The sequence below is a fragment of the Enterococcus sp. DIV0802b genome (assembly GCF_050543535.1).
GTDB lineage: Bacteria > Bacillota > Bacilli > Lactobacillales > Enterococcaceae > Enterococcus_D > Enterococcus_D entomosocium.
In genome coordinates this window covers 143,822-170,400 of the sequence record NZ_CP172941.1, presented here as the reverse complement: position 1 = coordinate 170,400, position 26,579 = coordinate 143,822, and the positions used below count along the sequence as shown (strand labels likewise).

At 45.6% G+C, this 26,579-nt stretch carries 22 protein-coding genes; 4 read left to right on the top strand and 18 right to left on the bottom strand.

All coding sequences use genetic code 11. The features are described from left to right. Window positions 1-17: 17 nt before the first annotated feature. Window positions 18-869, top strand: a complete 852-nt coding sequence (locus tag IGJ12_RS00795) for a LysR family transcriptional regulator (RefSeq protein WP_005232719.1) — start codon at window positions 18-20, stop codon at window positions 867-869. Between the two features lie 232 nt (window positions 870-1,101). Next, window positions 1,102-2,892, top strand: coding sequence for an excinuclease ABC subunit UvrC (gene uvrC, locus IGJ12_RS00790; protein ID WP_430619256.1), 1,791 nt, complete (start codon window positions 1,102-1,104; stop codon window positions 2,890-2,892). 74 nt (window positions 2,893-2,966) lie between these two features. Here the strand turns inward: uvrC and IGJ12_RS00785 are convergent, their stop codons facing one another. The 3 genes from IGJ12_RS00785 to IGJ12_RS00775 form a co-directional block, all read right to left on the bottom strand. Then, window positions 2,967-3,707 (bottom strand): GntR family transcriptional regulator, encoded by a 741-nt coding sequence (locus tag IGJ12_RS00785; RefSeq protein WP_008376546.1) that lies wholly within the window; start codon window positions 3,705-3,707, stop codon window positions 2,967-2,969. A 186-nt stretch (window positions 3,708-3,893) separates the two neighbouring features. Further along, window positions 3,894-5,174, bottom strand: a complete 1,281-nt coding sequence (locus IGJ12_RS00780; protein WP_005232725.1) for a PTS sugar transporter subunit IIC — start codon at window positions 5,172-5,174, stop codon at window positions 3,894-3,896. Between the two features lie 246 nt (window positions 5,175-5,420). Continuing rightward, entirely contained in the window at window positions 5,421-6,809 is a 1,389-nt protein-coding gene (locus IGJ12_RS00775; RefSeq protein WP_430619255.1) for a glycoside hydrolase family 1 protein, read from the bottom strand. A gap of 159 nt (window positions 6,810-6,968) precedes the next feature. On the opposite strand from IGJ12_RS00775, the gene celB reads away from it, so the two are divergent. After that, window positions 6,969-8,240 (top strand): PTS cellobiose transporter subunit IIC, encoded by a 1,272-nt coding sequence (gene celB / locus IGJ12_RS00770; protein ID WP_005226670.1) that lies wholly within the window; start codon window positions 6,969-6,971, stop codon window positions 8,238-8,240. Window positions 8,241-8,348: 108 nt separating this feature from the next. Continuing rightward, on the top strand, window positions 8,349-9,065 hold the full coding sequence (locus IGJ12_RS00765; RefSeq protein WP_005226669.1) for a GntR family transcriptional regulator: 717 nt from the start codon (window positions 8,349-8,351) through the stop codon (window positions 9,063-9,065). Between the two features lie 73 nt (window positions 9,066-9,138). Here IGJ12_RS00765 and IGJ12_RS00760 read toward each other — a convergent pair whose 3' ends face one another. The 15 genes from IGJ12_RS00760 to flgM all read right to left on the bottom strand — a co-directional run bounded on the left by IGJ12_RS00760 (window position 9,139) and on the right by flgM (window position 26,511). Further along, window positions 9,139-11,601, bottom strand: a complete 2,463-nt coding sequence (locus IGJ12_RS00760) for a heavy metal translocating P-type ATPase (RefSeq protein WP_016619548.1) — start codon at window positions 11,599-11,601, stop codon at window positions 9,139-9,141. Between the two features lie 262 nt (window positions 11,602-11,863). Beyond that, on the bottom strand, window positions 11,864-13,300 hold the full coding sequence (locus IGJ12_RS00755) for a glycoside hydrolase family 1 protein (RefSeq protein ID WP_005232733.1): 1,437 nt from the start codon (window positions 13,298-13,300) through the stop codon (window positions 11,864-11,866). 167 nt (window positions 13,301-13,467) lie between these two features. After that, window positions 13,468-15,234, bottom strand: a complete 1,767-nt coding sequence (locus IGJ12_RS00750) for an ABC transporter ATP-binding protein (protein ID WP_430619580.1) — start codon at window positions 15,232-15,234, stop codon at window positions 13,468-13,470. Beyond that, complete coding sequence (locus IGJ12_RS00745) at window positions 15,200-16,951, bottom strand: ABC transporter ATP-binding protein (protein WP_429968970.1); 1,752 nt, start codon at window positions 16,949-16,951, stop codon at window positions 15,200-15,202. The genes IGJ12_RS00750 and IGJ12_RS00745 overlap by 35 nt, the downstream gene beginning before the upstream one ends. Then, window positions 16,948-17,388 carry a MarR family winged helix-turn-helix transcriptional regulator gene (locus IGJ12_RS00740; protein ID WP_430619254.1) on the bottom strand — a complete coding sequence of 147 codons (441 nt, stop codon included), beginning with the start codon at window positions 17,386-17,388 and terminating at the stop codon, window positions 16,948-16,950. Before IGJ12_RS00740 ends, IGJ12_RS00745 begins: the two co-directional genes overlap by 4 nt. 166 nt (window positions 17,389-17,554) lie before the next feature. Then, on the bottom strand, window positions 17,555-19,306 hold the full coding sequence (locus IGJ12_RS00735) for a hypothetical protein (RefSeq protein WP_005232737.1): 1,752 nt from the start codon (window positions 19,304-19,306) through the stop codon (window positions 17,555-17,557). A 165-nt stretch (window positions 19,307-19,471) separates the two neighbouring features. Continuing rightward, window positions 19,472-19,840, bottom strand: a complete 369-nt coding sequence (gene fliS, locus IGJ12_RS00730) for a flagellar export chaperone FliS (protein ID WP_008376567.1) — start codon at window positions 19,838-19,840, stop codon at window positions 19,472-19,474. Window positions 19,841-19,853: 13 nt separating this feature from the next. After that, the gene (locus IGJ12_RS00725) at window positions 19,854-20,183 is read right to left on the bottom strand and encodes a hypothetical protein (RefSeq protein WP_081117664.1); all 330 of its coding nucleotides are present in this window, start codon (window positions 20,181-20,183) and stop codon (window positions 19,854-19,856) included. 74 nt (window positions 20,184-20,257) lie between these two features. Next, a complete protein-coding gene (gene fliD, locus IGJ12_RS00720) occupies window positions 20,258-21,679 on the bottom strand; it encodes a flagellar filament capping protein FliD (protein WP_016611598.1) in 1,422 nt (473 codons plus the stop codon). Between the two features lie 4 nt (window positions 21,680-21,683). Further along, entirely contained in the window at window positions 21,684-22,097 is a 414-nt protein-coding gene (locus IGJ12_RS00715) for a flagellar protein FlaG (RefSeq protein WP_159161146.1), read from the bottom strand. 102 nt (window positions 22,098-22,199) lie between these two features. Continuing rightward, on the bottom strand, window positions 22,200-23,282 hold the full coding sequence (locus IGJ12_RS00710) for a flagellin (protein WP_005226642.1): 1,083 nt from the start codon (window positions 23,280-23,282) through the stop codon (window positions 22,200-22,202). 137 nt (window positions 23,283-23,419) lie between these two features. After that, a complete protein-coding gene (gene flgL / locus IGJ12_RS00705; protein WP_430619253.1) occupies window positions 23,420-24,340 on the bottom strand; it encodes a flagellar hook-associated protein FlgL in 921 nt (306 codons plus the stop codon). 3 nt (window positions 24,341-24,343) lie between these two features. Then, window positions 24,344-25,867 (bottom strand): flagellar hook-associated protein FlgK, encoded by a 1,524-nt coding sequence (gene flgK, locus IGJ12_RS00700; RefSeq protein ID WP_016619540.1) that lies wholly within the window; start codon window positions 25,865-25,867, stop codon window positions 24,344-24,346. An 11-nt stretch (window positions 25,868-25,878) separates the two neighbouring features. Beyond that, on the bottom strand, window positions 25,879-26,235 hold the full coding sequence (locus IGJ12_RS00695; protein ID WP_016609029.1) for a hypothetical protein: 357 nt from the start codon (window positions 26,233-26,235) through the stop codon (window positions 25,879-25,881). After that, window positions 26,236-26,511, bottom strand: coding sequence for a flagellar biosynthesis anti-sigma factor FlgM (flgM, locus tag IGJ12_RS00690; RefSeq protein WP_016619539.1), 276 nt, complete (start codon window positions 26,509-26,511; stop codon window positions 26,236-26,238). Window positions 26,512-26,579 lie beyond the last annotated feature (68 nt).

The window sequence follows — 26,579 nt, the reverse complement described above, 5'->3', positions numbered from 1 at the left end:
TATGATTGAATTTTCTAATGGAAGGGATTGCAATGTTAAAATTACTGGAGACCTTTAAGATGGTCTATGAAACGAAAAATTTTTCGAAAGCTGCCGAATTGCTATTTATTTCGCAGCCCACGGTTTCTGCTCAAATCAAGCAGTTGGAACAAGACCTGGATACACCGCTTTTTTTACGCAATGGTCGCAAAAACGTGATCGCCACGCCCCAAGCAGAGTACCTTTACGAAAAGGCACTGAATTTATTGGATGAGTGGTCGACGATCGCCAGCGAGATCCATACCAACACACAGCATCAAAGCCACTGTGCCCTAGGCATCTCTCATACCTATGCGATGGCCTTGATGCCTGACTTGATGATTGCTTTATACAACGCCTTTCCCACGGTGCATTTTCGGGTATCGATGATGAACTCCGCTGAAGTCTTAACAGCGCTTGAACAACATCAACTAGATTTAGGGATCATTGAAAAACCCTTATCTGCACCAAGTATTTTGCGTTTCCCGATTTTGAAAGATCAGCTCGTCTTAGCCGGTGATCCCCAAACCGGTCCTTGGCTCGTCCGAGAAGCGAGTTCTGGTGTCTACTATTACACTAAGCGCTATCTGGAGGAACAGAACATTCAAGGACCGATCATCGAGATCGCCAGCAATGAATTGATTGTCGCTTTGCTGAAACAAGGCTTCGGCTGTTCGATCCTTTCCAAGCGAGCCGCCCACGGCATTGGCTATCAACTGCTGGATAAAAACTTTGAGCGCCAATTTTACTTAATCCAGCGCAAAGTAGTCACAGAACCAGCCATCGAGGGATTGCGGACCTTCATTCAGGAGTGGTCGCAAAACGATCCCTCACAGGTGGCAAGCGTATAATAACAAACTGATTTTTTGGGGGAACCACCGCCTCGTGGGATTTCTTAACCTTTTCTTACGATTACGCTTCCTCACTGCCGATCTGGTCCGATTGATTGTTTCTTAAGAAATTTGTGCTAAAATGAGGAGTACTGGCTATGGGCTCTAACGTTCCCCTTTTTGAGGGAAACTTAGACCGCCCTTTGACTACTTATGCAGTTCGTGAAGCAAACCAGTAAGAAAGGATCTTGAAATGAACGAACAAATCAAGAACAAATTAGCGCTGCTTCCTGATCAACCTGGTTGTTATTTAATGAAAGATAAAAATAACAAAATCATCTATGTTGGGAAAGCCAAAATTTTAAAAAATCGTGTCCGTTCGTATTTTACCGGCAGCCACGATACGAAAACCGAACGGCTCGTTCAAGAAATCAATGATTTTGAGTACGTCGTTACCGAATCAAATACGGAAGCTTTATTGCTGGAAATCAATTTGATTCAAAAAAACAAACCAAAATACAATATCATGTTAAAGGACGACAAGTCGTATCCTTTTATTAAAGTGACCAAAGAGCGCTATCCGCGTCTGATCATCACTCGTAAAGTTTTAAAAGACGGGGCTTTATATTTTGGCCCTTATCCTGATGCACGAGCAGCCAACGAAACCAAACGGGTGCTGGATCGTCTCTTTCCTTTGCGAAAGTGCGGTCCTTCTCAAAAGCGCCCTTGTCTTTATTATCATTTGGGTCAATGTGTCTGTCCTTATGTCAACAATGTAGACCCCAAGGATTATCAGAAGATCGTTGATCAAGTGAAACACTTTTTCCACGGCGGTCACGTCGATATTTTGAAAGATCTGAAAGAGAAGATGGGCGAAGCCATTGAAACGTTAGAGTTTGAGCGAGCGGCTGAGCTGCGGGATCAGATCCAAGCGATCGATACCGTCATGACGCGACAAAAAATGACCCTGACCGACCTGATGGACCGTGATGTCTTTGGCTACAGTGTCGACAAAGGCTGGATGTGTGTCCAAGTCTTCTTTATCCGTCAAGGAAAGCTGATCGAACGAGAAGTCTCTTTGTTTCCTTTCTACAATGAAGCGGATGAGGATTTCTTGACCTTCGTCGGCCAGTTTTACCAAAAGAATGAACACTTCATTCCCAAAGAAGTCTTTGTTCCGCAAAATGTCGATGCTGCCCCATTAGAAGCGCTGCTGGAAACCAAAGTCCTGCAGCCCCAACGAGGCGACAAAAAGAAATTGGTCGATTTGGCCAATAAAAATGCCCGCATTGCCTTGGCCCAAAAATTTGCGTTGATCGAGCGTACTGAAGAACGGACGATCGGTGCTGTGGATCGTCTAGGCGATGCCATGGGGATCCCGACACCTTATCGGATTGAAGCCTTCGATAACTCCCACATCATGGGAACCGATCCGGTTTCTGCAATGGTGGTTTTTGTCGACGGGAAGCCGTTTAAAGATGATTATCGGAAATATAAGATTCGTACCGCACAAGGCGGCGATGATTATGGCTCTATGCAAGAAGTCATCTACCGCCGATACTCTCGTGTCCTAAAAGAAAACCTGCCTTTTCCTGATCTGATCATCATCGATGGCGGGAAAGCCCAAGTCGGTGCTGCCCAAGAAGTGCTGCATAACCAGCTAGGTTTAGATATTCCGGTTGCAGGTTTAGTGAAGAACAACAAACACAAAACCAGCGAGTTGATTTTCGGAGAATTTTTAGATCCGATCCAGCTGGAACGCAATTCTGTCGAATTCTTTTTGCTGCAACGGATCCAAGATGAGGTCCATCGTTTTGCGATCACCTTCCATCGCCAACTGCGCAGTAAAAACAGCTTTTCTTCCAAGCTGGATGAAATTCCTGGCTTAGGACCAAAACGCAAGCAACAGCTCATGAAAACCTTCAAGTCGTTAAAAAACATCCAAGCAGCTTCCGTGGAAGAGATCCAGCAAGCTGGTATTCCCAGAGCCGTTGCGGAAACTATCTTAGCCAAACTAGGCGATCAAAACCAACCCACTTCTTAAGTCAAAACAAAAACGCTCCATAGCCAACAGTAGCTATGAAGCGTTTTTTCGTTGAAGAACCATTTTGTAAGCCGTTACTTTTTGCGGTGCTGTAACAGATCAGGCTTCATGTCTAACATGGAATAGCCACGAACATCATACCGATTGCGGCTGCAGGAATAGTCCACTGGACGTCCCGATTCTAAATAGATGATCTGTTCTAATTCCAATACTGGATCATCTGCTTGGCACGCTAAATAGGTTTGATCGTATTCATCACTTTTGGCAGCCTGAAAAGTCCGATAAGCACCAGCAAATTTGTAGCCTAAATCTTGCAACAGATAGTCATAGACGGATTCTTCCAAGATCTCTTTCGTCAAACCGCTGACCAGATCCAACGGCATATAGGAATGCTCGAGTATGTATGGATTGCCTTCTAAGATCCGCAAACGGATCACATGGTAGATTGGTTGTTCGGCAGTGATCTGAAGCATCTCTTGAATTCTTGTTGTAGGAAAACAGACTTCAAAGGTGATGACTTGGCTAGTCAACGTCCGTTTTTCTTGTTTCATCTGATAGCTCAGGCCTTTGTATTCTGTCACCGATGAGGTATCTTTGCCCCAAAAGGAATGATTCAAAACTTTGGTCCCTAAGCCGCGCTTTGTCAGCAGCAAGCCTTCCATAATCAGGATATTCACCGCATTTTTAATCGTCATTCGGCTGACGCCAAACTCTTCCACTAACTCTGTTTGATAAGGTAAAAGACTGTCTTTCGGATAAGTCCCGTCCTTGATTCTTTTACGCAGAACATCTGCGATCTCCATATATTTGGGCATTTTGCCACCTCCAAAACGTGTGTTGTATTGATTGGAAAACGAGAAAAGAACCGGCCAAACGAAAAGAGTGTCATCACACCACTGCACCTTCCAATGAAGCAGTGTGATAAGGGGTATTGCACTCTGATCGCGGCCGGATAAGGTCTATTACGTTTGGCGCTTGTTTCTAATCGACTCGATCAGACATTACGCATTTTTTAAACGGCGTGTTTCTTGAATTTGCGCCATTTTCACGAACGGCAAGTAGATAACGATCGACAAGATCAAGTTAACAGCTGCCAAGATTCCGCCAGCAATACTTTGTGTCGACAAAATACCGCCGATGATTGGTGGCGTCGTCCATGGTGCGATGACGGTACTTGCAGGAACTAAGCCAGTTGCAGTTGCAAAATAAGCAGTCGTGACTAAAACAAGTGGGGTCAACACATATGGGATGAACAAGATTGGGTTTAAGACAACTGGCAACCCAAACATCACTGGTTCATTGATCATAAACACACCTGGTGCAACGGATAGTTTTGCGACAGTCATATACGCTTTATGATGACGAGCAACTAAAAAGATCGCAATCAAAAGACCTAGTGTCGCACCTGTTCCGCCGATGTTCACGAAAGAATCAAAGAATGGTTTGTTCACGATATAAGGCAAATCTGTTCCTGCTTCTAATGCTCGTGCGTTTGCTTCGATCGCAGGCACATTGATCGTTTGCATGAACGGGTCGATGATGTTGGCACCATGTAAACCAAAGAACCATAAGAATGCAGAGATAAAACCTAATAGCAAAGCAGCTGGATAAGAGTTTGCCAAGCCCATGAATGGTTGTTGCACCAATTCATAGAAGGACAATACGATACTTGTCACACCAAATGCTTGGAAAATTGCTGTAAACAAAGCAAAGATCGATACGGTGATCATTGCTGGGAATAATGCAGCAAATGAACGTGATACTGCTGGTGGTACGCCATCAGGCATGTTGATGACTAAGCGTGGGTTGCCAGCTAGACGACGGAAGATCTCAGTAGAAATGATCGATACGATTAATGCTAAAAATAATCCTTGAGAACCAAGTCCGGCAGCTGTTAACAAACCATCTGGGCCTGTCGCCATAGCACCTAATGCGAAGAAACTTGCAACTGAGATCGCCCCAGCACCTAATGCGTCTTGATTGTAGCTTTTAGCTAAATTATACGCTACTGTGAAAGCGATTAACAGACCAAGTATTGAAAAAGTACCTGCTGACAAGTTGTTCCCAAAGGCTTGCCATGTTCCTTCACCAAAAATGCCATTCATAAAATCAATATAGGCAGGGATTGGTAAGTTGTTGATCAATACCCCAAAAGAGCCTAAGATCATCAACGGCATCGTTACGATAAATCCGTCACGAATGGCCACTAGATGTCTTTGAGAGCCTATTTTAGAAGCGATCGGAATAAAGTGCTTCTCCATAAATCCAATAAATTTATCCATTGTTTTTTCTCCTTTCAAACCCTAAACAAAATAATGAAACCGATTTCCACTAAAGAATACCACGAGAACGTTTCCATGTCTAGTCTTTTCTTTATCAAAACTGTGCTTTTATTTAACCCAGCTTATCATTTGCAAAAACAGGTGGTTTTTTAATAGAACCCCCCCTTTGAAATTAGCCAGAAAAAATCCGCGATTTTACACAAAAAAGCAATGCTGATCCCTACAGCATTACTTTTTTCATTGTTATTAAAAGCCGTTATTATCTGAAACTTCTTTAAACCAACGACCTGATTTTTTCACTGTTCGTTTAGCATCATTTGCTAAGTCAACGGAGATAAATCCGTAACGGTTCTTGTAAGCATTGGTCCATGACCAGTTGTCCATGCAGGTCCACATATGGTAGCCAACACAATTGGTTCCTTCTTGGATCGCTTGGTGGACATACTTCAAGTGGTCAGAGACAAACTCGATGCGGTAATCATCTTCGATCACGCCATTAGCATTGACGAAACGTTCTTCTCCTTCGACACCCATGCCATTTTCAGAAATGTAGCACTTGATATTGCCATAGTTTTCTCGCGTGTTTGTCAAAATATCATAGATCCCTTTTTCATAGATTTCCCATCCACGATACGGGTTCATTTTCTTGTTCGGCATATCATAGTTATCAAAGTAATCATCAGGCATTGGACTTTTCGCTTGATCGATCGGCGATTCTTTCTTCATGATACGACGAGGTTGGTAATAATTGATCCCTAACAAGTCAATCGTATTTTCGCGAATCGTTTGTAAATCATCAGCTTCCATCGCTGGTACCATATCTAATTCCTTGACGATGGTCACTAATTCTTCTGGGAACGTGCCTTTGACCGCAGGGTCTAAGAAAGAGCGATTAAAGAAGGCATCTGCGATTTGCGCTGCTTTGACATCCTCTGGATCGTTCTCATCTCTTGGATAGCTTGGCGTCAAATTCAAAATAATGCCGATCTCCCCACTAAGGTTCATCTCATGATAGACTTTGATGGCTTTAGCACTCGCCAACGTTTCGTGGAACCCAACTTGGACTGCATGTTTCATGTTGATCTCATTCGGATAATGGAATTGGTAAAGATAGCCGCCTTCAACAGGGACGATCGGTTCATTATGAGTGAACCATTTCTTGACACGATCACCAAATAACGTAAAGCAGGTTTGCGCAAACGCGACATAGGCATCCACGGTCTCTCGGTTCAACCAGCCGCCTTTTTCTTGCAGCGCCATTGGCATATCGAAGTGGTATAAATTCATGAAAGGTTCGATCCCGTTGGCGATCAATTCATCAATGTAGGCATTGTAAAAATCAACGGCTTTTTGATTGACTTCTCCTTTGCCTTGCGGGAAAAGACGACTCCATTGGATCGACGTCCGAAACGTCGTATGGCCGGTTTCTTTCATGAGTTGAATATCTTCTTGATAGCGTGTGTAGACTTGCGAGGTTTTTTCAGGACCTACCCCATTGAAAAATTTCTCTGGTTCTTGCTGATACCAGTAATCCCAGATGCTTGCCCCTTTGCCATCACCTTCAAATACACCTTCTGTTTGTGGGCCACTAGCGGCTGACCCCCACCAAAAGCCTGCTGGAAATTGATAATCCATCTTCATTCACTCCTCGTTTTTTCTTTGCTGCCCTAATCATAAAGGAAGCAGTTACAAAAATCAATCTTTTTTAAAATAAATGTATAGACATTTAAAATAAAACATGATACATTATCAATGTAATCGATTGCAAAAAGAAATTTAAGGAGTGAACTAATAATGAATGGTTTTATGGACAAGTTATCTGAAAAGATTTTGCCCTTGGCGAATGCCTTAGGACAAAATCGCTATCTGACCGTCTTGCGGGACGCATTTATGCTTTCGTTCCCAATCACTATGTTTGGATCGATCGTGGTCGTTTTAAACAACCTGCCCTTCTTCAGTGATGCCACTAAAGGAACATTAGGAACGCTGTTTGGCAATGGGCAAAATGCAACAATGAGTATCATGACTGTTTTCGTTACTTTCGGTATCGGCTATTATTTATCAAAATCATATGATGTGGAAGGGATTTTTGGCGGCGCCGTTTCTTTTGCCAGCTTTTTGATCTTAACTCCTTTCTTTATGACTACTGAATCTGGCGAAACGATCTCCGGCGTGCTGTCTCTTGATCGTCTTGGCGCAAAAGGGATGTTTATCGGGATGATCGCAGCATTTTTAGCAGCTGAAATCTATTGCCGCATCACAAAACGCGGCTGGCAGATCAAAATGCCTGATGGGGTGCCACCAGCAGTTTCTAAATCTTTTGCCGCTTTGATTCCAGCAATTATCACCTTAACGGTATTTTTAGTGATCAATGCCATCATGACGGGTGTCTTCAATGCCAACTTGCATGACTTGGTTTATGAATTGATCCAAAAACCATTGACTGGACTAGGCAGCAGCTTGCCAGCAACTCTATTGGCTTTGTTCTTTGTCCAATTCCTTTGGTTCTTCGGTCTACATGGTCAAATCATCGTCAACTCTGTGATGGACCCGATTTGGAATACATTAATGTTAGACAACTTAGAAGCGTATCAAAATGGGGATGCACTGCCGCATATCGTCACAAAACCATTTATGGAAACCTTCACCGTTGGATTAGGCGGTTCTGGTATGACGTTAGCAGTTGTTATCTTGATGGCTTTTGTATTGAAGAAAAAACAATACCGCGATGTTGGTCGTTTGGCTTTAGCACCAGGGATCTTTAACGTCAACGAACCAGCAATCTTCGGTATGCCGATCGTCTTGAATGCGACAATCCTGATTCCTTGGGTCGTGGCACCTCTTGTGGTAACGACCTTCAACTACTTAGTGATGGCGGCTGGACTTGTTCCTGCACCAACTGGTGTTTCTGTTCCTTGGACCGTTCCAGTGGTCTTCAGTGGTGTCTTAGCAACCAACTCTTGGTTAGGTGGTTTGCTGCAAGTCATTGACGTGGTGATCGTCGGCTTAATCTGGTATCCATTCTTACGTGTTTTAGATCGTCAAGCAGAACCATCGATCGATTAAGCGCAACGGCTGGCTGAATTTTTTCAGTCAGCCGTTCTTTTTATAAAAAAACCAAGGTTTGATTGTCGAAACCGCTTTTTTCAGCTATACTTCTTGCGAGGTGATCAGATGCCAAAATACCAAGAAATTGCCAATATTTTACGCACACGTATCAAAAACAAAACGTATCCGCCTGACAGCTTACTGCCGAATCAAACTGATTTAGTCGAAGAATTCGGAGTCAGCCGGATGACCGTCAAAAAAGCCATCGGTATTTTAGCCATGGAAGGACTGGTTTATTCTCAGCGGGGCGCTGGAACAAAAATATTGAACCACCCATTCTTAAAAAAAGACACCACTGCTTTAACGGTCTATGAAGGCTTGTCAACAGAAATGGGCAAAGCTGGCCGCAAGCTAGTCAGTCAGGTCATCGATTTTCAAGTCGAATTTCCTGACCAAACGATCCAAGAAAAGTTGATGTTGACGGAAGAACAGCCGATCTATAGTATTGTCCGCTTGCGGATTCTTGAAGACCAGCCGTTTATTTTAGAATATACCTATATGCCGGTCCATTTGGTGCCCAATTTAACTCGTGGCCATTTAGAAAGTTCTATCTATCGTTATGTCAAAGAGGAACTAGGGGTCCAGTTTGCTGGGGCCTACCGCACCATCGCCGCTGATAAAAGTACCGCGTACGATCAACAGTATTTGGACTGTAAAGCCGATGATCCGGTCTTAGAGATCGAACAGATCGTCTATCAGAAAAATGGCTCACCTATCGAATTTTCCCGTAGTCGCAACCGTTATGACGTGCGGGCCTACTCTTATTTAGATGTCCAGCACTAAAAAGACCTATCCACGGTTTTCTTCCATCAGAAACCGTGGGCAGGTCTTTTTGTTGTTGCATTCGTTGCTTCGTTTATTTTTTCGCTGAGGGTTGGAATCGTTTCAGCCGCAAGGCATTTAATAAAACGGATACCGAGCTGAAGCTCATGGCCGCCCCAGCGATCATTGGATTGAGCAAGGGGCCGCCGAAAAGATGCAGCACACCCATTGCGACAGGGATGCCTAAGACGTTATAAGCAAAAGCCCAGAAAAGATTTTCTTTGATGTTTTTGATGGTTGCCCGACTTAACTCGATTGCTGATGGGACGTCCATCAGATCGCTGCGCATCAGTACGATGTCTGCCGATTCGATGGCGACATCGGTACCAGAGCCGATCGCGATCCCTACATCGGCTTGGGCTAACGCCGGCGCATCATTGATCCCGTCACCTACCATCGCAACCTTTTGGCCTTTGGCTTGCAGGCCGGCTACTTTGGCGGCTTTATCTTCTGGCAAGACGTCACTGATTACTTCATCGATACCGACTTGTTTGGCGATGGCTTGGGCTGTCCGAGCATTGTCGCCAGTGATCATTGCTACGTACAAGCCCATTTGATGCAACCGTTCAATAGCTTTTCGACTGCTTTCTTTGATAGTATCTGCCACAGCGATGATCCCGATCGCTTCGCCGTCTTTGGCAACATACATCGGTGTTTTCCCTTCGTGAGCCAATTGTTGGGCTTGCTCGATCAGGCCATCGATGGCAACGTTTTGTTTTTCCAGCCATTTCTGGTTGCCTAATAGGACTGGACTGCCAGCAATCGTGCCTTGAATCCCATGCCCCGGAATCGCTTCAAACCCGTCAACTTCTTGCAGGGCGAGGGCTTGCGTGCGGGCTTCGATCACAATGGCTTCGCCTAATGGATGTTCTGAGCCTTTTTCAACAGAAGCCGCCAGCTGCAGCAATTCCGTCGGCGTGTGGTTGCCGGCAGGCAGGAGATCGGTTACGACTGGTTTGCCTTCTGTGATCGTGCCGGTTTTATCAAAGACGATCGTCGTCACGTTTCTAGCTGTTTCTAACGCATCGCCGCTTTTGATCAAGACGCCATTTTCTGCCCCTTTGCCCGCACCCACCATGATGGCGGTCGGTGTCGCTAATCCTAAAGCACACGGACAAGCAATCACTAATACAGAGATCGTAATGGTCAATGAGAAGATCCAGGTTTCTTGTCCTAAGAAAAACCAGGCAAGTCCTGCAAAAACCGCCAAGACCATGACGATCGGGACAAACACACCCGAAACTTTGTCAGCCATGCGGGCAATCGGCGCTTTGGAGCCTTGGGCATTTTCTACTAACTGAATGATTTGCGCTAACGTTGAATCTTCTCCCACATTGGTGGCTTCGTATTGAAACGAGCCATTTTTGTTGATACTGGCGCCGATCACCCGATCACCGACTTGTTTTTCGATAGGTAAGCTTTCTCCGGTGATCATTGATTCATCGATGGCAGAGCGTCCTTGGGTAACGATCCCATCCACAGGAATCTTTTCACCAGGTCGTACGACTAAGATATCGCCGGCTGCGACTTCTTCAATACCCACTTCGACTTCTTCGGCTTGATTCCCGCTGCCGCGAAGCACACGGGCTTTTTTCGGTGCGAGATCCAACAACTTCTTGATGGCTTCGGAGGTTTTGCCCTTTGAGACCGACTCAAGGTATTTTCCTAAGGTCACTAATGCCAAAATAACGGCGGCCGTTTCATAGTACAAGTGCATCGCATAGTGGGTCGTGCCCAGGTAGACCATCACGGTCCCATAAATACTATAAAAGAAGGCAGCACTGGTTCCCAATGCGACGAGGGAATCCATGTTAGGATGGCCTTTCCAAAGCGCTTTGAAACCAGCAATGTAAAAGGCGCGACCGAGGACCATCACCGGTAAGACTAAAATCAATTGAGTGGTAACGAAATTGACTGGATAGGCCATTGGATCTAAAAAGCCAGGGATCGGCAAACCGATCATTTCCCCCATCGTCAAATAGAACAAGGGGATCGTAAAGAGCGCCGAAAGCCAAAACCGTTGCCATAAAGCACGAATCTCTGCCTGTTTTGAATCCGCCTTGTCGGCAGAAGCGGTCGGCAGCTGTGCGTCATAGCCCGCCTCTTTCACGGCAGCTGCGATCTTCGCGGCGGACACTTGGTCTTGTTGATAGCTGACCGTCAGTTTTTCTGTCGCCAGATTGACGGAGGCTTGCTCCACACCCGCTAATTTTTGGACAGCTTTTTCTACTGTTTGGGCACAAGACGCACAGGTCATGCCCGAGATGGCAAAGGTCTCTTGTCTTTGAGAGCCGATCAGTTGATAGCCCGCTGCTTTGATGGCCTCAGCGAGTGTTTCTTCGGTGAGCTGCTGCTCATCATAACGAATATGTAATTTTTCAGTAGCCAAATTGACAGCTGCTTGGTCGACCCCCGCCAGCTTGCTGACTGTTTTTTCGACTGTCTGGGAACAAGACGCACAGGTCATCCCTTTTACCCCATAATTCTTTTCGATCATTGTTTCCTTCCTCCTTGCTTGCTATGCAAACCCATTCACCTTTTATGTTTACAGTTGTAATCTTCTTCTACTTTACAATTATCGTTTACACTTGTCAACGATAATACTCAAAAAAAGGACGTTCTCCTTTGAAGCGGCCCAAAAAGCGAGACTTTTGGTCTACCTTTGGGCGGTCGCTACAGGTGGAACGTACTTTTTTCTAAGAAACGATCACTGCCGTTGCAGGGGTCGTTTCGCTTATTCAGGTATTGGCTTTAGGAGGCTAGCACTCTTGCCCGTTAGTTTTGATCAGCTCTTGGTACCAGTAGAAGCTGTCTTTCTTGTAGCGTGCCAGTGACCCTTCTTGGGTTTCATCTTGGTCGACATAGACAAAGCCATAGCGTTTTTGGTAGCCGTTCAACCAGCTTAGCAAATCAGTGAAGGACCAGGTGCAATAGCCAAGAACTTCCGCGCCGTCGCTGATCGCTTCTTTGATGGCATGGACATGCCCTGCTAAATAATCGATGCGGTATTGGTCATGGATTTGGTGATCGTCTGTTAGTTTATCGTATTCACCAAGTCCGTTTTCCGTAATGATCACAGGCACCCGATAACGGCTAGTGATTCGGCGTAAAGCGATCCGCAGCCCTTGAGGATCGATCTCCCAATCCCAATTCGTCCGTTCCACAAATGGATTTTCAGCTTTTTTGAACATTCCTGGTGTCCCGGTTTCTTCGGAGCTACCTTTTTTCCCAGTGGTGTTCATTTTACCGGCACCGACACCATCTAATGGATTGTAGGCATTCGTTGCTGTTTGGTAATAGTTGATCCCTAAGAAATCTGGTTTTGCTGAACGCAGCAAGTCCATATCTCCTGGTTCGATCGTTGGTGCGATCCCTTGCTCGTTCAAGTAATTCATTGCAGCAATCGGGTATTCGCCCCATAGATAGACGTCTAACCAATAATGCGCCATCAAGTCTTCGGCGTTTTCAGCTGCCAAAATATTTTTCGGGTCGCTGTTGATTGGGTAGTTTGGTGAATAGGCGAAACTTGGTCCGATTTTCCCTGGGATTTTCATCTCATGGAACTTGTTGATCACCGACGCATTTGCCAAATTAGCGATATGATTGACTTCATACATCCGTTTAGGATCGGTCACTCCTGGTGGATGGGCAGCTAAAAGATAGCCTAAAGAAGTAAAGATATTTTGTTCATTCAAGCTGACCCAATAGTGAACTTTGCCGCGAAAGGCTTCAAACAATACCGCCGCATAGTTGGTGAAATCTTCAATGATTTTGCGAGATTCCCAGCCGCCATATTCTTCTTGCAACGTACGTGGCAGATCCCAATGGTACAAGGTCACCATTGGTTCGATCCCTGCTTTAATCAGCTCATCGATCAATGCTAAATAAAAGTCTAACCCTGCTTGATTGACTTCTCCTCGTCCTTCTGGAAAAATCCGTGTCCATGCAATGGAAAAACGATAGGTTTTCAATCCTTGTTCTTTCATCAAGGCAACATCTTCTTTGAAGCGGTGGTAATGGTCGACCGCGACATCTCCGTTCGTTGCTTTAAAGGTTTTGCCTGGAATGCGGACAAAATCGTCCCAAACTGAAGCGCCTTTGCCGTCTTCTTGCCATGCGCCCTCTACTTGATAGGCTGCTGATGCTGAACCCCATAAGAAATCGTTGGGGAATTCTTTTAGTTGTTTATGATCCAATTGTTTCCCTTCTTTCTGTTTGATGATACCCCTTTCTTAAGTATACCGATAATTGCCTGATTTGTCATAAGAAGATTTTGTACCTGTGCCAAGAAAGCCGATGGCACACAAAAAACATCCGTGCAAGCAGTGGGTTACTCCTTGTACGGATGCGGACTAGTTATGGATCATGCGTCAAATTGTGCCTGATAGAGTGCGGCATAACGCCCCTCTTTGGCTACTAACTCTTCGTGGGTCCCTTGCTCTACGATATTGCCCTGTTCCACCACGAGGATCGTGTCGGCATGTCGAATCGTGGACAAGCGATGGGCGATCACAAAGGAGGTTTTGCCTTTCATCAATTTGGTCATCGCTGCTTGGATCAGCAGCTCCGTTTGCGTGTCGACATTTGATGTGGCTTCATCAAGAATCAGCAGATCGGCATCTAACAGCATTGCTCGCGCAATCGTCAATAGTTGTTTTTGCCCTTGTGAAATACCGGTTCCGTCTTCAGAAATCAAAGTATCATAGCCTTTTGGCAGGCTCATAATAAAGTCGTGGATATGGGCGGCTTGTGCAGCAGCTTGGACTTCTGCCATCGTCGCATTCGCCTTGCCGTAGGCCAAATTTTCAAAAATCGTTCCCGTGAACAGCCAGGTGTCTTGCAGCACCATTGCATAGCTTTGCCGTAAGCTGCGGCGTGTCGCTTGGCGGATATTTTTTCCGTCTAAACGAATCGCTCCTTGGTCAGGGTCATAAAACCGCATCAAGAGGTTCACAATGGTGGTTTTCCCCGCTCCGGTCGGTCCGACGATCGCGACCAAGCTGCCAGCTGGTACTTGTAGCGAAAGGTCTTTGATGATGGGCTGCTGTGCTTGATAGCCGAAGGTCACATGATCAAAGGCGACCTCACCAGACACCTCGCGGTATTCGTAGGCTCCAGGAACATCAGAAACTTCCGGTTCTTCATCCAGCAAACGGAAGATTCGTTCTGCCGCCGCCAATGCCGATTGCAAATCACTGAAGATGTTGGCTAACTCATTGATTGGTCCTGAGAATTTTCTGGAGTATAAGACAAAAGAAGAAACGTTCCCGAGTGTCAGATGACCGAACAAAAACAGCAAGGCGCCAAACATACTGATCAAGGACAACGACAGATTGTTGATAAAGTTGATGGAAGGACCAGTCATACTACCGTAGTACTCGGCATTGTAATAGGCATCTACCGCTTCTTGGTTTTTTTCATCAAAACGGCTGATGATCGCTTCTTCTTGGTTGTAAAGCTTAATCGTTTGCTGACCAGAAATAATCTCTTCCACAAAGCCGTTCAGCTCGCCTAATTTGCGGGACCGATGGCGAAACAATGGTTGAAATTTGCTCATCAAAAAGCGGGTCAAAAAGATCGAAGCGGGAACCGTTACGACAAAAATCAGCACCAGCAGCGGCGAAATCAAAACCATCATCACAAACGAACCAATGATCGTCACAAGACTGCTGAGGACTTGAATGGCATCGCTGGCCAATGACGTATTGATGGTATCGACGTCATAACTGATGCGGCTGATGATATCCCCAGTGGCGACCCGGTCAAAATACCCCACTGGCAATTCGGTGATTTTATCAAAAATCGCCTTGCGCATCGCTGCCACCACCCGCTGACTCAAGCGAATCATCATGAGCGAAATCAGATAACTAAGAAGGGAAGAAGCAAGATAAAACAGGAGCATCAGCCCACAATAAAAGAAGACTCGTTCAAAAATGACCTTGCCGGGACCCGGTTGAATAGCATCAATGGCGTACCCGGAAAGCAACGGGCCCACCAAGGCGAAGATGTTGCTGACCATCATTAAAATAGCGGCTGCCAACAGGAGTCCTTTGTACTCGTAGAGATAGCCCCACAAACGCCGGAGTGTTTTCTTGCTATCCTTTGGTTTTTCCGTTTTTTTCTTCGGCATCTTCGGCATCATCGGCACCTCCTGTCTGCCCTTGATAAATGGCTTGGTAGATCACATTATCTGCTAGTAATTCTTGGTGACTGCCAAAACCGTTCATTTGACCATTTTCCAGTACCAAAATTTTGTCGGCATGCTGGATCGAACTGATCCGCTGCGCGATCAAGATCGTCGTCGTCTGTTGAAACTGCTGTTTCAGGACCTTGCGCAACTGAGCGTCGGTCCGATAATCCAGCGCACTGGCGGAGTCATCCAAAATCAAAATTTCCGGATCCCCCGCCAATGCCCGCGATAACAAGACCCGCTGCTTTTGACCGCCGCTTAAATTGCTGCCTTTGGCATGCAGTGGATGAGCTAAGCGCTTGGGTAGTTGATTGATAAACTCCTTGGCTTGGGCGCGAGCCGCCGCTTCTTCGATCTGCTCTTTGGAAAACCGCCGGCCAAAGGCGATATTTTCTTCAATCGTTTCCGCAAAAAGCACGTCTTTTTGTAAGACGACACCGAATAACTGATGCAACTCCGTCGGATCGATGGAGCGAATGTCGCGACCAGCGATGCGGATCATACCCTTCGTTGGGTCATAGAGCCGCAGCAGTAATTTGACGATCGTTGATTTTCCGCTACCAGTCGCACCGATGATCCCTAAGGTTTCTCCCGGCTGCAAGGAGAAATCGATGTCTTTCAGCACCCGGGTACCGTTAGGATAAGTGAAGGAAACTTTTTCAAAAACGATATGCGCCGACTCTTCTTTGACAGGTGCCTCAATGACTTGCATATTTTGCGGGAGGCGCAAGACGGATTGGATCCGATCGGCAGAAGCGAGCCCCTTCGACACGATTACAAAGATGCGAGTGATACTGAGCATGGCATTCAAAATGATCGTAAAATAGGTCAAAAAGGCAATGATGACCCCTGGTTGGGTCAACCCTTGATTGACGCGAAAGGCACTGACGACGATCACCAATGTCAACCCGATATTCAAAAAGAGGTCCATCAGAGGTGGTGTCGCAGCCATGGTTCGATTAGCAGTGGTTTCCGCAGCTACTACGTCTTGATTGACGTGATCAAAGCGCTTTTTCTCGTAATCTGCTTTAGACAAGGCCTTGATCACCCGAGCCCCAGTTACATTTTCTCGGACAGTCCGCACCAACACATCCACTTGCTTTTGCAATGAGGCAAACAAGGGGATCCCCCGTTTTGAGATCGTGACTGCCGCCACTAAAGTGAAGGGCAAGACGCCTACTAAGACCAGTGTCAAAACGGGATCTAATGTAGCAGTGATCATGATTCCCCCTAATAACAGAATCGGGGCACGAATCCCCATCCGCTGGATCATCCCTACCGTTTGATGGATGTTGTAAGTGTCTGTCGTCAAGCGAGACACCAAGGAAGGAATCCCGACTTCTTCGACTTGCGGAATCGACAGATAGGAAACTTTTTCAAATAAATCATGGCGAATACTACCGGTGGTATCGCGAGCAACACTAGAGGCCATCCGATTGGCGATGATATTGGTGACAACTGCGATGATGGAGCAGACCACCATCGCCCCGCCCCAAGCAAAAATCGCTGATACTTGCTTCGTGGGAATCACAGAATCAATGATATACGCCAAAATCCAAGGCAATAGCAAGTCCATCAATGACCCGAAGAATTTGATGCTGACGCCAAGGGAAATGCGGCCGATATAGGGTTTTAAATATTGAGCCAAAAGATTCATTCCATCGCCTCAGCTTTCGCTAAAAGCCGTTGGGAATTTTCTTTGACGATTTCCAGATCGGCGATCAACTGCTGCTGTTGGGCAGCAGAAAAACCTGCTACGACTTGTTCATTCCAGCTTTGAAGCAGCTGTTGGATCTTTGGTTGGACGACAAGTGCTTTTTCGGTTGGATAAACCAGTAATTGTCGTTTGTCGGTGGGACTGCTGGCTCTAGTGATAAATCCTCGTTCTTCTAAGATCGCTAGTTGACGGGCAACATTGCTTTTATTAACAAAAATCTTCTTGGCTAAGGCTTCTTGACTGATCCCCGGTTGACGGCAAATGTTTAAGATATAGGTATGATGCATCCCACCTAAACCAAATTTTTTCAGTTCTTTTTCCCGATAAAGGGTGGCGAGACGGGCAATATGATTGATTGAGCGGATAATGGCTTCCATGAGCACTCCTGCCTTTCTTGGTTCTTCAAAGTGTCTTATCTATTATAAGGAATAATTGTTGCGCACGCAACGATTATTGTTTCTCTCGGAAAAAAATAGGTACACTGTTGCTGATCAACAAAAAAAGAACTTCAGCCCTCTCGCTGAAGTTCTTTTCTTATTCATTTTATTCAGATTCTTTCAATAAAGCTTGTACGACCTTACGACGACGATACAGCTGTCTTGTTTTCCAGCTGATAAAGCCGATGAGTAAAGCGAGCCAAGAAATGATCGTCAGCCATAAAGCTCCGTCGAAAAACCAAGGTGCGTCATAGTCAACGACTAAGACATTCTCTCCTGCTTGCTGTTGGACAGAAACGGCACCAATGGCACTCAAAGAGACATCTTTCTCAGTTAGTGGCTGCTGATTGAGGGTCAATTCAGTATAGCGGTAATTGATGATCGGTAACGCCTTCCACGCCTCTTGATCACCTTGCCAACGTAAAGTAAGTTTCCCGTTTTCTACGGTTTTTGCCACGGTATCATTTTTTTCAATGATTTCTTCCCCGTACAAATTGTACTTGTTCTTCTTGGTCTCTTGATAGAGGGGCAGATAATCTGGGGTAGAACGTTGATACAGCGCTAATGCTAAGGACTTGTCTTTACTAAAATAGGCTTCCTTCAATTGCGCTTCAGATTCCGCCGAGAGATAGGTGTGGTTTCGCAGTGAAACTGCCGCTTCATCGGAGTGCCAGTCCTGCATTTTGACCGTGTTTTGGATCAGGATTTGACCAACACTCAAAACTAAAACGAGGACGAACCAACGCGGATTTGCCAATGGCTTGCCCCGATAATAAGGAACCAGCAGGCACAAACCGACTAAGATCAAAATCGTGGCAGGAACAAAGAACCGAAAAGGGAATTGTAGTAAATTGATCACACCATTGTCCAGACTGCCTAGCCATTGCCAAGGAATAGCGTTCGATGATAAAACGAAAAAGACCGCTGCAGCTGCTGTCATTAATTTGAAGCCGCCGGATAGACGAGGCCATACACGAATCGCACCGCAAAAGAACAAGGCACATAAGATTGGCAGCAGGTACGGAGTCGTCCACCAATAGCTGCTGGTTCCAGTAATGGTATTGTTCTGCATGTTGCGATTCACAAAAGGCGCGATCAACGTGTTACTCGTATAGAGATCCAACATCCCTAACCAAATATTGGCGGTCAGCAGCAAGAAAATCCCGATCGCTCCTGCTAAGCGCAGCACCAATTGTCGTTTTTCTTCGCCGGAAGTTCCAACAAAAAAGGCGCGTAAGAAAAAGGGCACATATAAGAGCACTAACAAGATGCTTGAAAACACATGGATTTGAAATAAGACCGCCACGGAAACCCCTACCGCAAAAGGCCGCAACCGTTTATGTTCCCCTAGTGCGATCAGTGGAATCAGACACAGCGGTAACACGGCTGCTCCCCAAGCAGAAAAGCCCTGCCGCTCAATCCAATACTGGACAGAATAGGTCGCCATAAACAGGATGCTCATCCCCACTGACAGCCAGCCATTGACTCGTAGTTTCTTTAATAAGCCAAACATCGAAAACCCTGCTAGCAGATAGAGCAGCCCATTGGCGAGCAGTTGGTAGGAAAACCACGAAGGACTCAGCAAGACCAGCAGACCTTGGAAATAGGCAAAAAAGGGCCCGTATAATGCATTGACGATACGAGCAGATTGCTGAAACCCGTAGATAGAAAGAAAATATTGAAAATTGCCCTCTTTGATCTGCTGGCTGGTCTCATAAAAACGATTGAAGTGAAAGACCACATCAGAGCCCAAAATCATGCCTTGGCCTAAGATCTGCGGTAATAAAAAAACACCACTCATTGCAATCAGAATCACCACTTGCCAGAAAAGCGGCTTTTGTACTATTTTTTGTTTCAAAAAAAAACCTCCTTGCACCTTTTCGGTACGCTCATAAAAAGAGTACCAGATAGGGACGAGGAGGGGAAAAAGAAAGCTTAGTGAAAAGGGATACATGGTAAAAATTTAACCAATTACTAAACTTTTCTAGGTTTTAGGTGGTCGTTTCTTTGCTTTTTCTCAAATTTATTGGGTGATCGTTTGCCAGCTTTCCAGTAGTTCGCTTAAAAGCGGGACGACCGTTTCTGCAGGGGCTGCCTCTTTTTGGACATTGGCACTGACTAGCTGATCGTACATATAGCCATACAGCTGATCGAGATCTTCAGCAATAGCGCCGCCTTGCTCACGGTCTAAAGAGACCCGTAATTCCAATAAAATATTCTGCGCCTTGACAAATTGCTGATGGGCTTGGCTCAACTCTTCTTTTTCCAATGCGATCACTGCTAATTTGATGTTTTTGATGGCTGCTTGCAACAGCATTTCAATCAGTTTGTTGGGGGAGGCACTCATTACTTGGTTCTGCAGATAGTTGTTTTGCATTTTTTGATAATTCATCTTTTTTTCCTCACTATAAATCAAATTCGACGAAGGCGGCACTGTCTTCTTGCTGCAAATACGTTTTGACAAGATTGTTTTTGCGGTTCAAACGCCCCAATTCTTGTTTGATCTCTTGCTGCTGGGCTTTGACCTGGTCTAGGAACGCTTGATACGCTTGGATCACTTGTTGCGCCAATGCACTGGTTTGTGGACTATGGCTCTGTTCTTCTGCTTGCATGGCTGCTATGACCGCTGCATTGGCTGCCATCAAACGACTGGCTTCTTCGCTGTCGCCGCGCCATTGGGCAAAACCAGTTAAAATCTGATTCAAACGTTCATCTAATGATACGTGTGGCTCCATAGGTTGTTTCCTTTCTTGTTGACGAGGGTTTCTTATGCGAATGAAAAAATGACTGCTTTAATCGGCTATCCTGCCTAGTTTGACGTATTGGCAAACTGATTGCTTAGGTAACTCAGCTGATTTTCAGCCTCCATCATCACGGAGTCTAATTTGGTAAACATTGTGATGTAACGCTCTTTTTTCATTGCTAAAATATCATCAAACCGTGTAATCTGTTTGTTCAAATCCTTGATGGTACTGTCATAGGTCGCAGATTTGGTGGCAATGATCCCTTTATTGGCTGAAGTATTGACGACATAGCTGTTGGCTAATTCTTTTAGCGCTAATGTATAGCCGGTCTCTTTCGTACTCGCAGTGCCATCGGCTTCTTTGGTTTTCGTACTTGCATAAAAGAAGGACTTCACAGCAGCGGGATCTTCCGCTAGGGCTTCTTTTAACTTGGTCGTATCCAGTCCCAATGTACCATCATTATCGACGGTGGAGATGCCTAGCTTATTAGCAGTCAGCTTTGAGCCGCTGACGGCTGGAATGGTGATCAAATTTCGCAATTGAGTCTGTAGACGGGTCAACGCACTGTCTCCCACCAAGGTCCCCGTCTTGTTGTTTTCACTACTAGGATCTCCCACGGTCAAATTATCGCCGATAAAACTCATCAAGCTATTGTATTGATCCACTAATCCTTGTACTGCATCAACGACTTTCGAAGTATCATTGGCTAAAGAAAGCGTCACATGCTCCTCGCTTTTTTTCGCTAACGTCAGCGTGACACCATCGATAACATCCGTCACACTATTGCTGTCGCGGGTGATCTCCATGCCGTCTAGTTCAAAAATAGCCGGTTGGCCTTGCGTCGTAGCCGCAGTTGAACCGATCCCTAATCCTTCGGCGGCATTGCCGTCGATCAAGAAGTTTTTGTCGCCCATTTTGGTATTCGTTAAAATCAAACGGTTATCCACGATGCTCGCTGCAACGAAGGTCGTCTTGCTTTGGCCATTGATCTTAGCTGCCACATCTTTTAAGCTGTCTTCGGCAGTGATCTCGATCGAAGCGGTGATCGGTTTGCCATCTTCATCGACTTCCGAACTGGTCAATGACAGCTGACCACTGACATTTAGGGCCGTTTTGCTGCTTTGAGCTACTTGACTCCCCGTCACCTTCGTGGCGGTTGCTAGTTGGTTGACTTTTAGATCATAGGTGCCTTCTGGAGCTTCCGTTGTTCCTGCAATTGAAGCGATGCTGCTATTGGTGGTCGTCGCTTTTTTCGTTTGATAAGCATCATCTTTTTGTAATGCATCGACTTTTGACAAAAAGTTAGTCAAGCGAGTGCTGATATCACTCCACGCCGTTTTTTGTGCTTTTAGCGACGTGATTTTATTCTCAGCGCGGGTCTTGTTGATCGCATCTGCCGCCAATAATTTTTCAATATCTTCTGAAGTCACGCCAGAATAACTCCCTAGCGTTGTACTGATTCCTGAACTGCTGGTTACACTTGCCATGTTTTCATCCCTTTCGATCGACCGCGATGCCCATGTCATCCCATATTTTCCCAATCACGTCTAGCATGTTGGCGGGCGGGATCTCTTTGATCACTTCGTTGGTCTGCATATCCACTAAACGCACCATCGTACGCCCTGTGCGCTCATGTACTTCATAAGCCAATTTCATATCTTTGCCAAGTAGTCGCTGATTCACTTCCTCCACGGAGGCTGCGATCTTGTGCTGATCGGCTACTGAAAAATAGTGGATCGGCGGTTCAGTTGCCGCTGTCTGTTCCTTTTTCTCCGCCAGTTTCCCCTCTTGGTGTTGCGGCTGAAGGTTGGCGTTCTCTTGATCTAGGGATTCGATCGGACGTGCTTTAGCGACCGACGCAACGGCTTCGATCGGGTGTATTCCTGACATTGGCTGAATATCCATCAGAGCTTCCTCATTTCTAAGCGTTTTTGTGCTACTATGTAAAACACAAGAACTGCGCTTCCCCTAGGCAGTCCTTGTGTCAGTGGTTCACTTGATCAAAAATTATCCTTGTAACAAGCTCAATACGCTGTTAGGCATTGAGTTTGCTTGTGCCAACATTGAAGTTGCTGCTTGAGAAAGGATGTTGCTCTTCGTAAAGCTCATCATTTCTTGGGCCATATCAACGTCACGGATACGTGAGTTTGCTTCAGATAGGTTTTCTTGTGTTGTACCTAAGTTGTTGATTGTGTGTTCTAGACGGTTTTGCGCCGCACCAAGATCCGCACGTTGTGCAGAAACTGCTTTGATCGCTTCATCGATTTTCGTGATTGGGTTGTTTTCAACGCTGACAGTTGCCGCTGCTGCTTTGCCTTCATCAGAAGCGGTAAATGTTGCTAAAGCATCATCGTATGTTTTTTGAGCTGTTGCTTTTGCTGTATCATCCGCAGCTGTATCGATGGCTGTTTGTAATTCAGCAACTGTTTTACCAGCTGCCGCATCAACTGTGCCGTCCGCTGCATATTTTGTTGTAGCATCTGCTTTGAAGGCAGTCGCTACTGCTTTATCTTTTGCTGCAGCAACAGCTTTGGCATCGCTTGTGTCAATGGCTTGTGTTAAATCTAAGCCTTTTACTTTCAAGGCAGATGAGCTCATGTTGTTGATTGAAACGCTCATTGTTTGGTTTGCGTTGGCACCGATTTGGAAAGTGAATGATTTCGCATCATCGCCTTCACCAGTTAACAAGCTTTTTGTATTGAATTCAGTGGTATTGCTGATACGGTCGATTTCATCAGACAATGCAGTGTATTCTTTGTTGATCGCACTGCGGTCGTCATCACTTAACGTACCGTTTGAACTTTGAACCGCAAGGTCACGCATACGGCCTAAGATGCTGTGGGTTTCATTTAATGCACCTTCTGCTGTTTGGATCAATGAGATACCATCTTGTGCATTACTTTTTGCTTGTGACAAACCGCCGATTTGGCCTTTCATTTTTTCAGAAATTGCTAAGCCAGCTGCGTCGTCCCCAGCTTTGTTGATGCGTAAGCCTGAAGATAATTTAGACAAAGAATTGCTTTTAGAAGCATTTGCTGCCGTTAGGCGTGAGTAAGTATTCAATGCTGAAACGTTTGTATTGATTCTCATGTGTAGTTCCTCCTAATTTTTATTCGCTAAGGTTTCCCTCTGCTACTATTTATCGGAAGAAACCGTTCAGGGTTAAGCCTTTTTTCTAAAAAAAATAAAAAACTTTTGCTCCCGTCAAAGAACAAAAGTTTTTTGGGTTAATTTAAATAATCTAGAATGGACATCTGCATGATCTTTGTTCCCATTGCTAATGTTGAGCGGTAGGCAGTCATTTGATTTTGATATTCCATATACTTTTCCGCAATATCGACGTCTTGTTTGTTGGACAGTGTTTCGGTCAAGTTCAGCTTTTCCGTCTCATTTCGATCAGCTGCCGCCTCCAAGCGATTGTAGAGGGTGCCGATCTGCGCCCGTACATTCACTACATTGGTGGCATGCTGGTCATGAGCGGTTAAAAGCTCGCCCCCTAAGGCATCTTTATCATCACTGCGCAACGCAGACAATAAATCATTGAAGTAGGTGCTTAAATTTTGAGGATCCGTAGCGGTGCCCGTCTCGTTCATCAGTCGATCACCGCTGGCTAACAGATCCACCGAGACCCCGTTTGCGATTTCTCGGGGCAAGTCTTCACTGGTGCCATTGTATTTGATACCGACGATGGCGTCATTTTCTTTGACGATCTCAAAAGGCGCCGTCGTCGTATTCGTTCCGCTAAATAAATAGCGGCCATCAAAGTTGGTATTTAATGATTCAACGATACCTTCGATCTCTTGCTCGATCTCTGAACGATTTGCGCCTAATTCCTCACTGCCGGCTGTCGCATTGGCAGAAGATTGAACCAATGAGCGAATCCGCAGCATCGAGGTACTGACGCTTTCTAAAGTAGAATCTTGGGCTTTTGTCCAAGAAATACTGTCTTTGATCGTATTATTGTAGGTTTTGTTTTGATTTAACGACACATTGAGATCCATGATTTTTGAAACCAGCAGTGGATTATCCGAGGACTTGCTGACTTCTTTCAAGCTCGATAGCTGATTCAACGTGGATTGGACTTTGGAGGCGTTGGTTCCTAGATTTCGTAAAAAATCATTGTAGGTGATTGAATTGGAAATACGCATGTTCTACACTCCTGTTCGATTGATCAATGTGTCTAACATTTCAGAAACGACCGATAATATGCGGGCATTGGCCTGAAATCCTTGTTGGAAACGAATCACATCTGACATTTCTTCATTTAATGAAACACCGGACACCGATTGATTTTTGTATTCTAGTTGATTCAGCAGCGACAATTGGGCACTGACCGTATTGTCGGCTTGCTGTTTTGAGATCCCGTTTTTGGTGACGATGCTGTTAAAATAGCTGCTGACACTCATGCCGGATGCTGCATTGGCAAACGTCAATGTCTCAGAATCAAAAGAAGCGATCGTCTTTTCTGACAACGGGAAATCCAATTTGGCACTGCTGAGTTTGGCCATTGCAGCAGCTCTTGAACCATCTCCTGCTGCATTGCTCGTTCCGCCGGTCACCAGACTTGGGTTATCTAACAGTGCTTGGCTGACCCGAATCGTCGTCGCTGTGCCGGTATCATCTTGGCCGATCTCAAATAGTCCGCTTGTACGAGAAGCGCCGCCGGTAAAGACCATGTTCATGGCTTGCGCGATCGTCGTCGTAAAGTTGTTCAATTCCGTCAAGCGGCTGCCGATTTCACTAGATGATGCTTGCAGGCCACCGATCGCCCCTTCTTTGATCGGCAATTCTGTATAGGCGGTGTCGCCATTGTCGGTGGTTTTCGTCAACAAGACGGTTCCAGCTGGATAAGACCCCGTGATGGTTTCGGCAGGATTCAAGGCGTTGCCGTCTTTGGAAACCAAGGCGCCTGTGTCGCTTTGTCCCACCACCACACTAAGGGTATTGCGTTCCTCCGCACTTAAGATCGTCTGTCCGCTCATGGATACAAACCCACGACCATACTGATCGGTCTTGGTTTCGATCCCTGCTAGACCCGAGAGATCTTTCAACAGACTGTCTCGACGATCTAAGAGATCATTGGGTGTCTCACCACTCGTCGTCAACCCATAGATTTGTTCATTCAAGGATTGCAGCTGCTTGACCTTCTCATTGAAGTCCAGCGCGGATTTTTCGATGGTATCCAGCGTATCGCTTTGCAGCTGCGTCATTTGTTTGCCCATTTGGTTGATGGTATCGGCAAATGTACTGCTGTTTTCCAGCACAAGGGTCTTAGACGTATCCAGTTCAGGATTGTTGGCTAATGCGGTCCAAGAATCAAACATCGTTGCCAGCTGTTTGGACAGTCCGTTGTCAGAAGGCTCATTCATTAAACTTTCCAGCTGTCCTAATATGTCTGCTTTTTGTTCATAATATGTATAGGTAGAATTGGCATTGCGTACTTGTCCAATGACAAAATCATCGACGATCCGTTCGACACTGCCGACTTTCACACCCATACCGATGCTGCCGACACCCGCTAAATGATAAGACGCTTCGGCTTGCAAGTTGACTCGTTGTCTTGAGTAGCCGTCTGTATTGGTATTTGCAATGTTGTGGCTGCTGGTTTGCAACGCTGCTTGATTGGCGGTCATGCCCCGGGTTGCGGTGCCTAATGAACCGAATAGTCCTGTCATAGAAGTACTCCTTACATTTTTTGATCGATGATCGCTGTTGAGACTGCTTGTTTTTCTTGGTATTTCGAATACGTATTTGCCGGTGTCTTGATATTTTCTTTGACTGCATCCATCAAAACGGTTTGGAAACTAATGGCTTGCTCCGTCAGCAGGAGATTCTCGGCTTGCTGCACTTGGATCTGGCGGATGAGTTCTTTAATCGCCACTGAAAGAGTTCCTTCATACGTGGAAAAAACGGGTACGAAGGCGGTTTTTTTCTCGACGAGTTCTGGTAATTTTTCTGCTTGATTTTTGATCAAGCAGGTCTTTTCTTTTTGCAGCAACCGCAAGAACTGCTGTAGCTGACGCTCAAATTCCCGTTCTGTCATCTAGTCGACCTGCTTTTCATCTTGCTGCAGCATTTTATCGGCGATTGTTTCGGCAGATATTTGGTAGGTGCCTTCTTTGATCGCTCGTTTCAATTCTGCCACTCGTTCACTGCGACTGGCTGTTTGATTGGCACTCTTTTGAATGGCTTGAGCTGTTTCGGACAATTGAACATCGACGGTTTTTTCTGTCTGAGCAGCAGTTGGCTTTTCTTGTTTGACCGCTTCACGTTTGATGGCCTTGTCGCTGTATTCTGCGTAACCTCTTTCGATTTTCATAGGTTCTCCTCCGTTCTCATTCTTCTACCCTCTACTATCGGTCAAATCACAAAAAAGTTAAACCCATA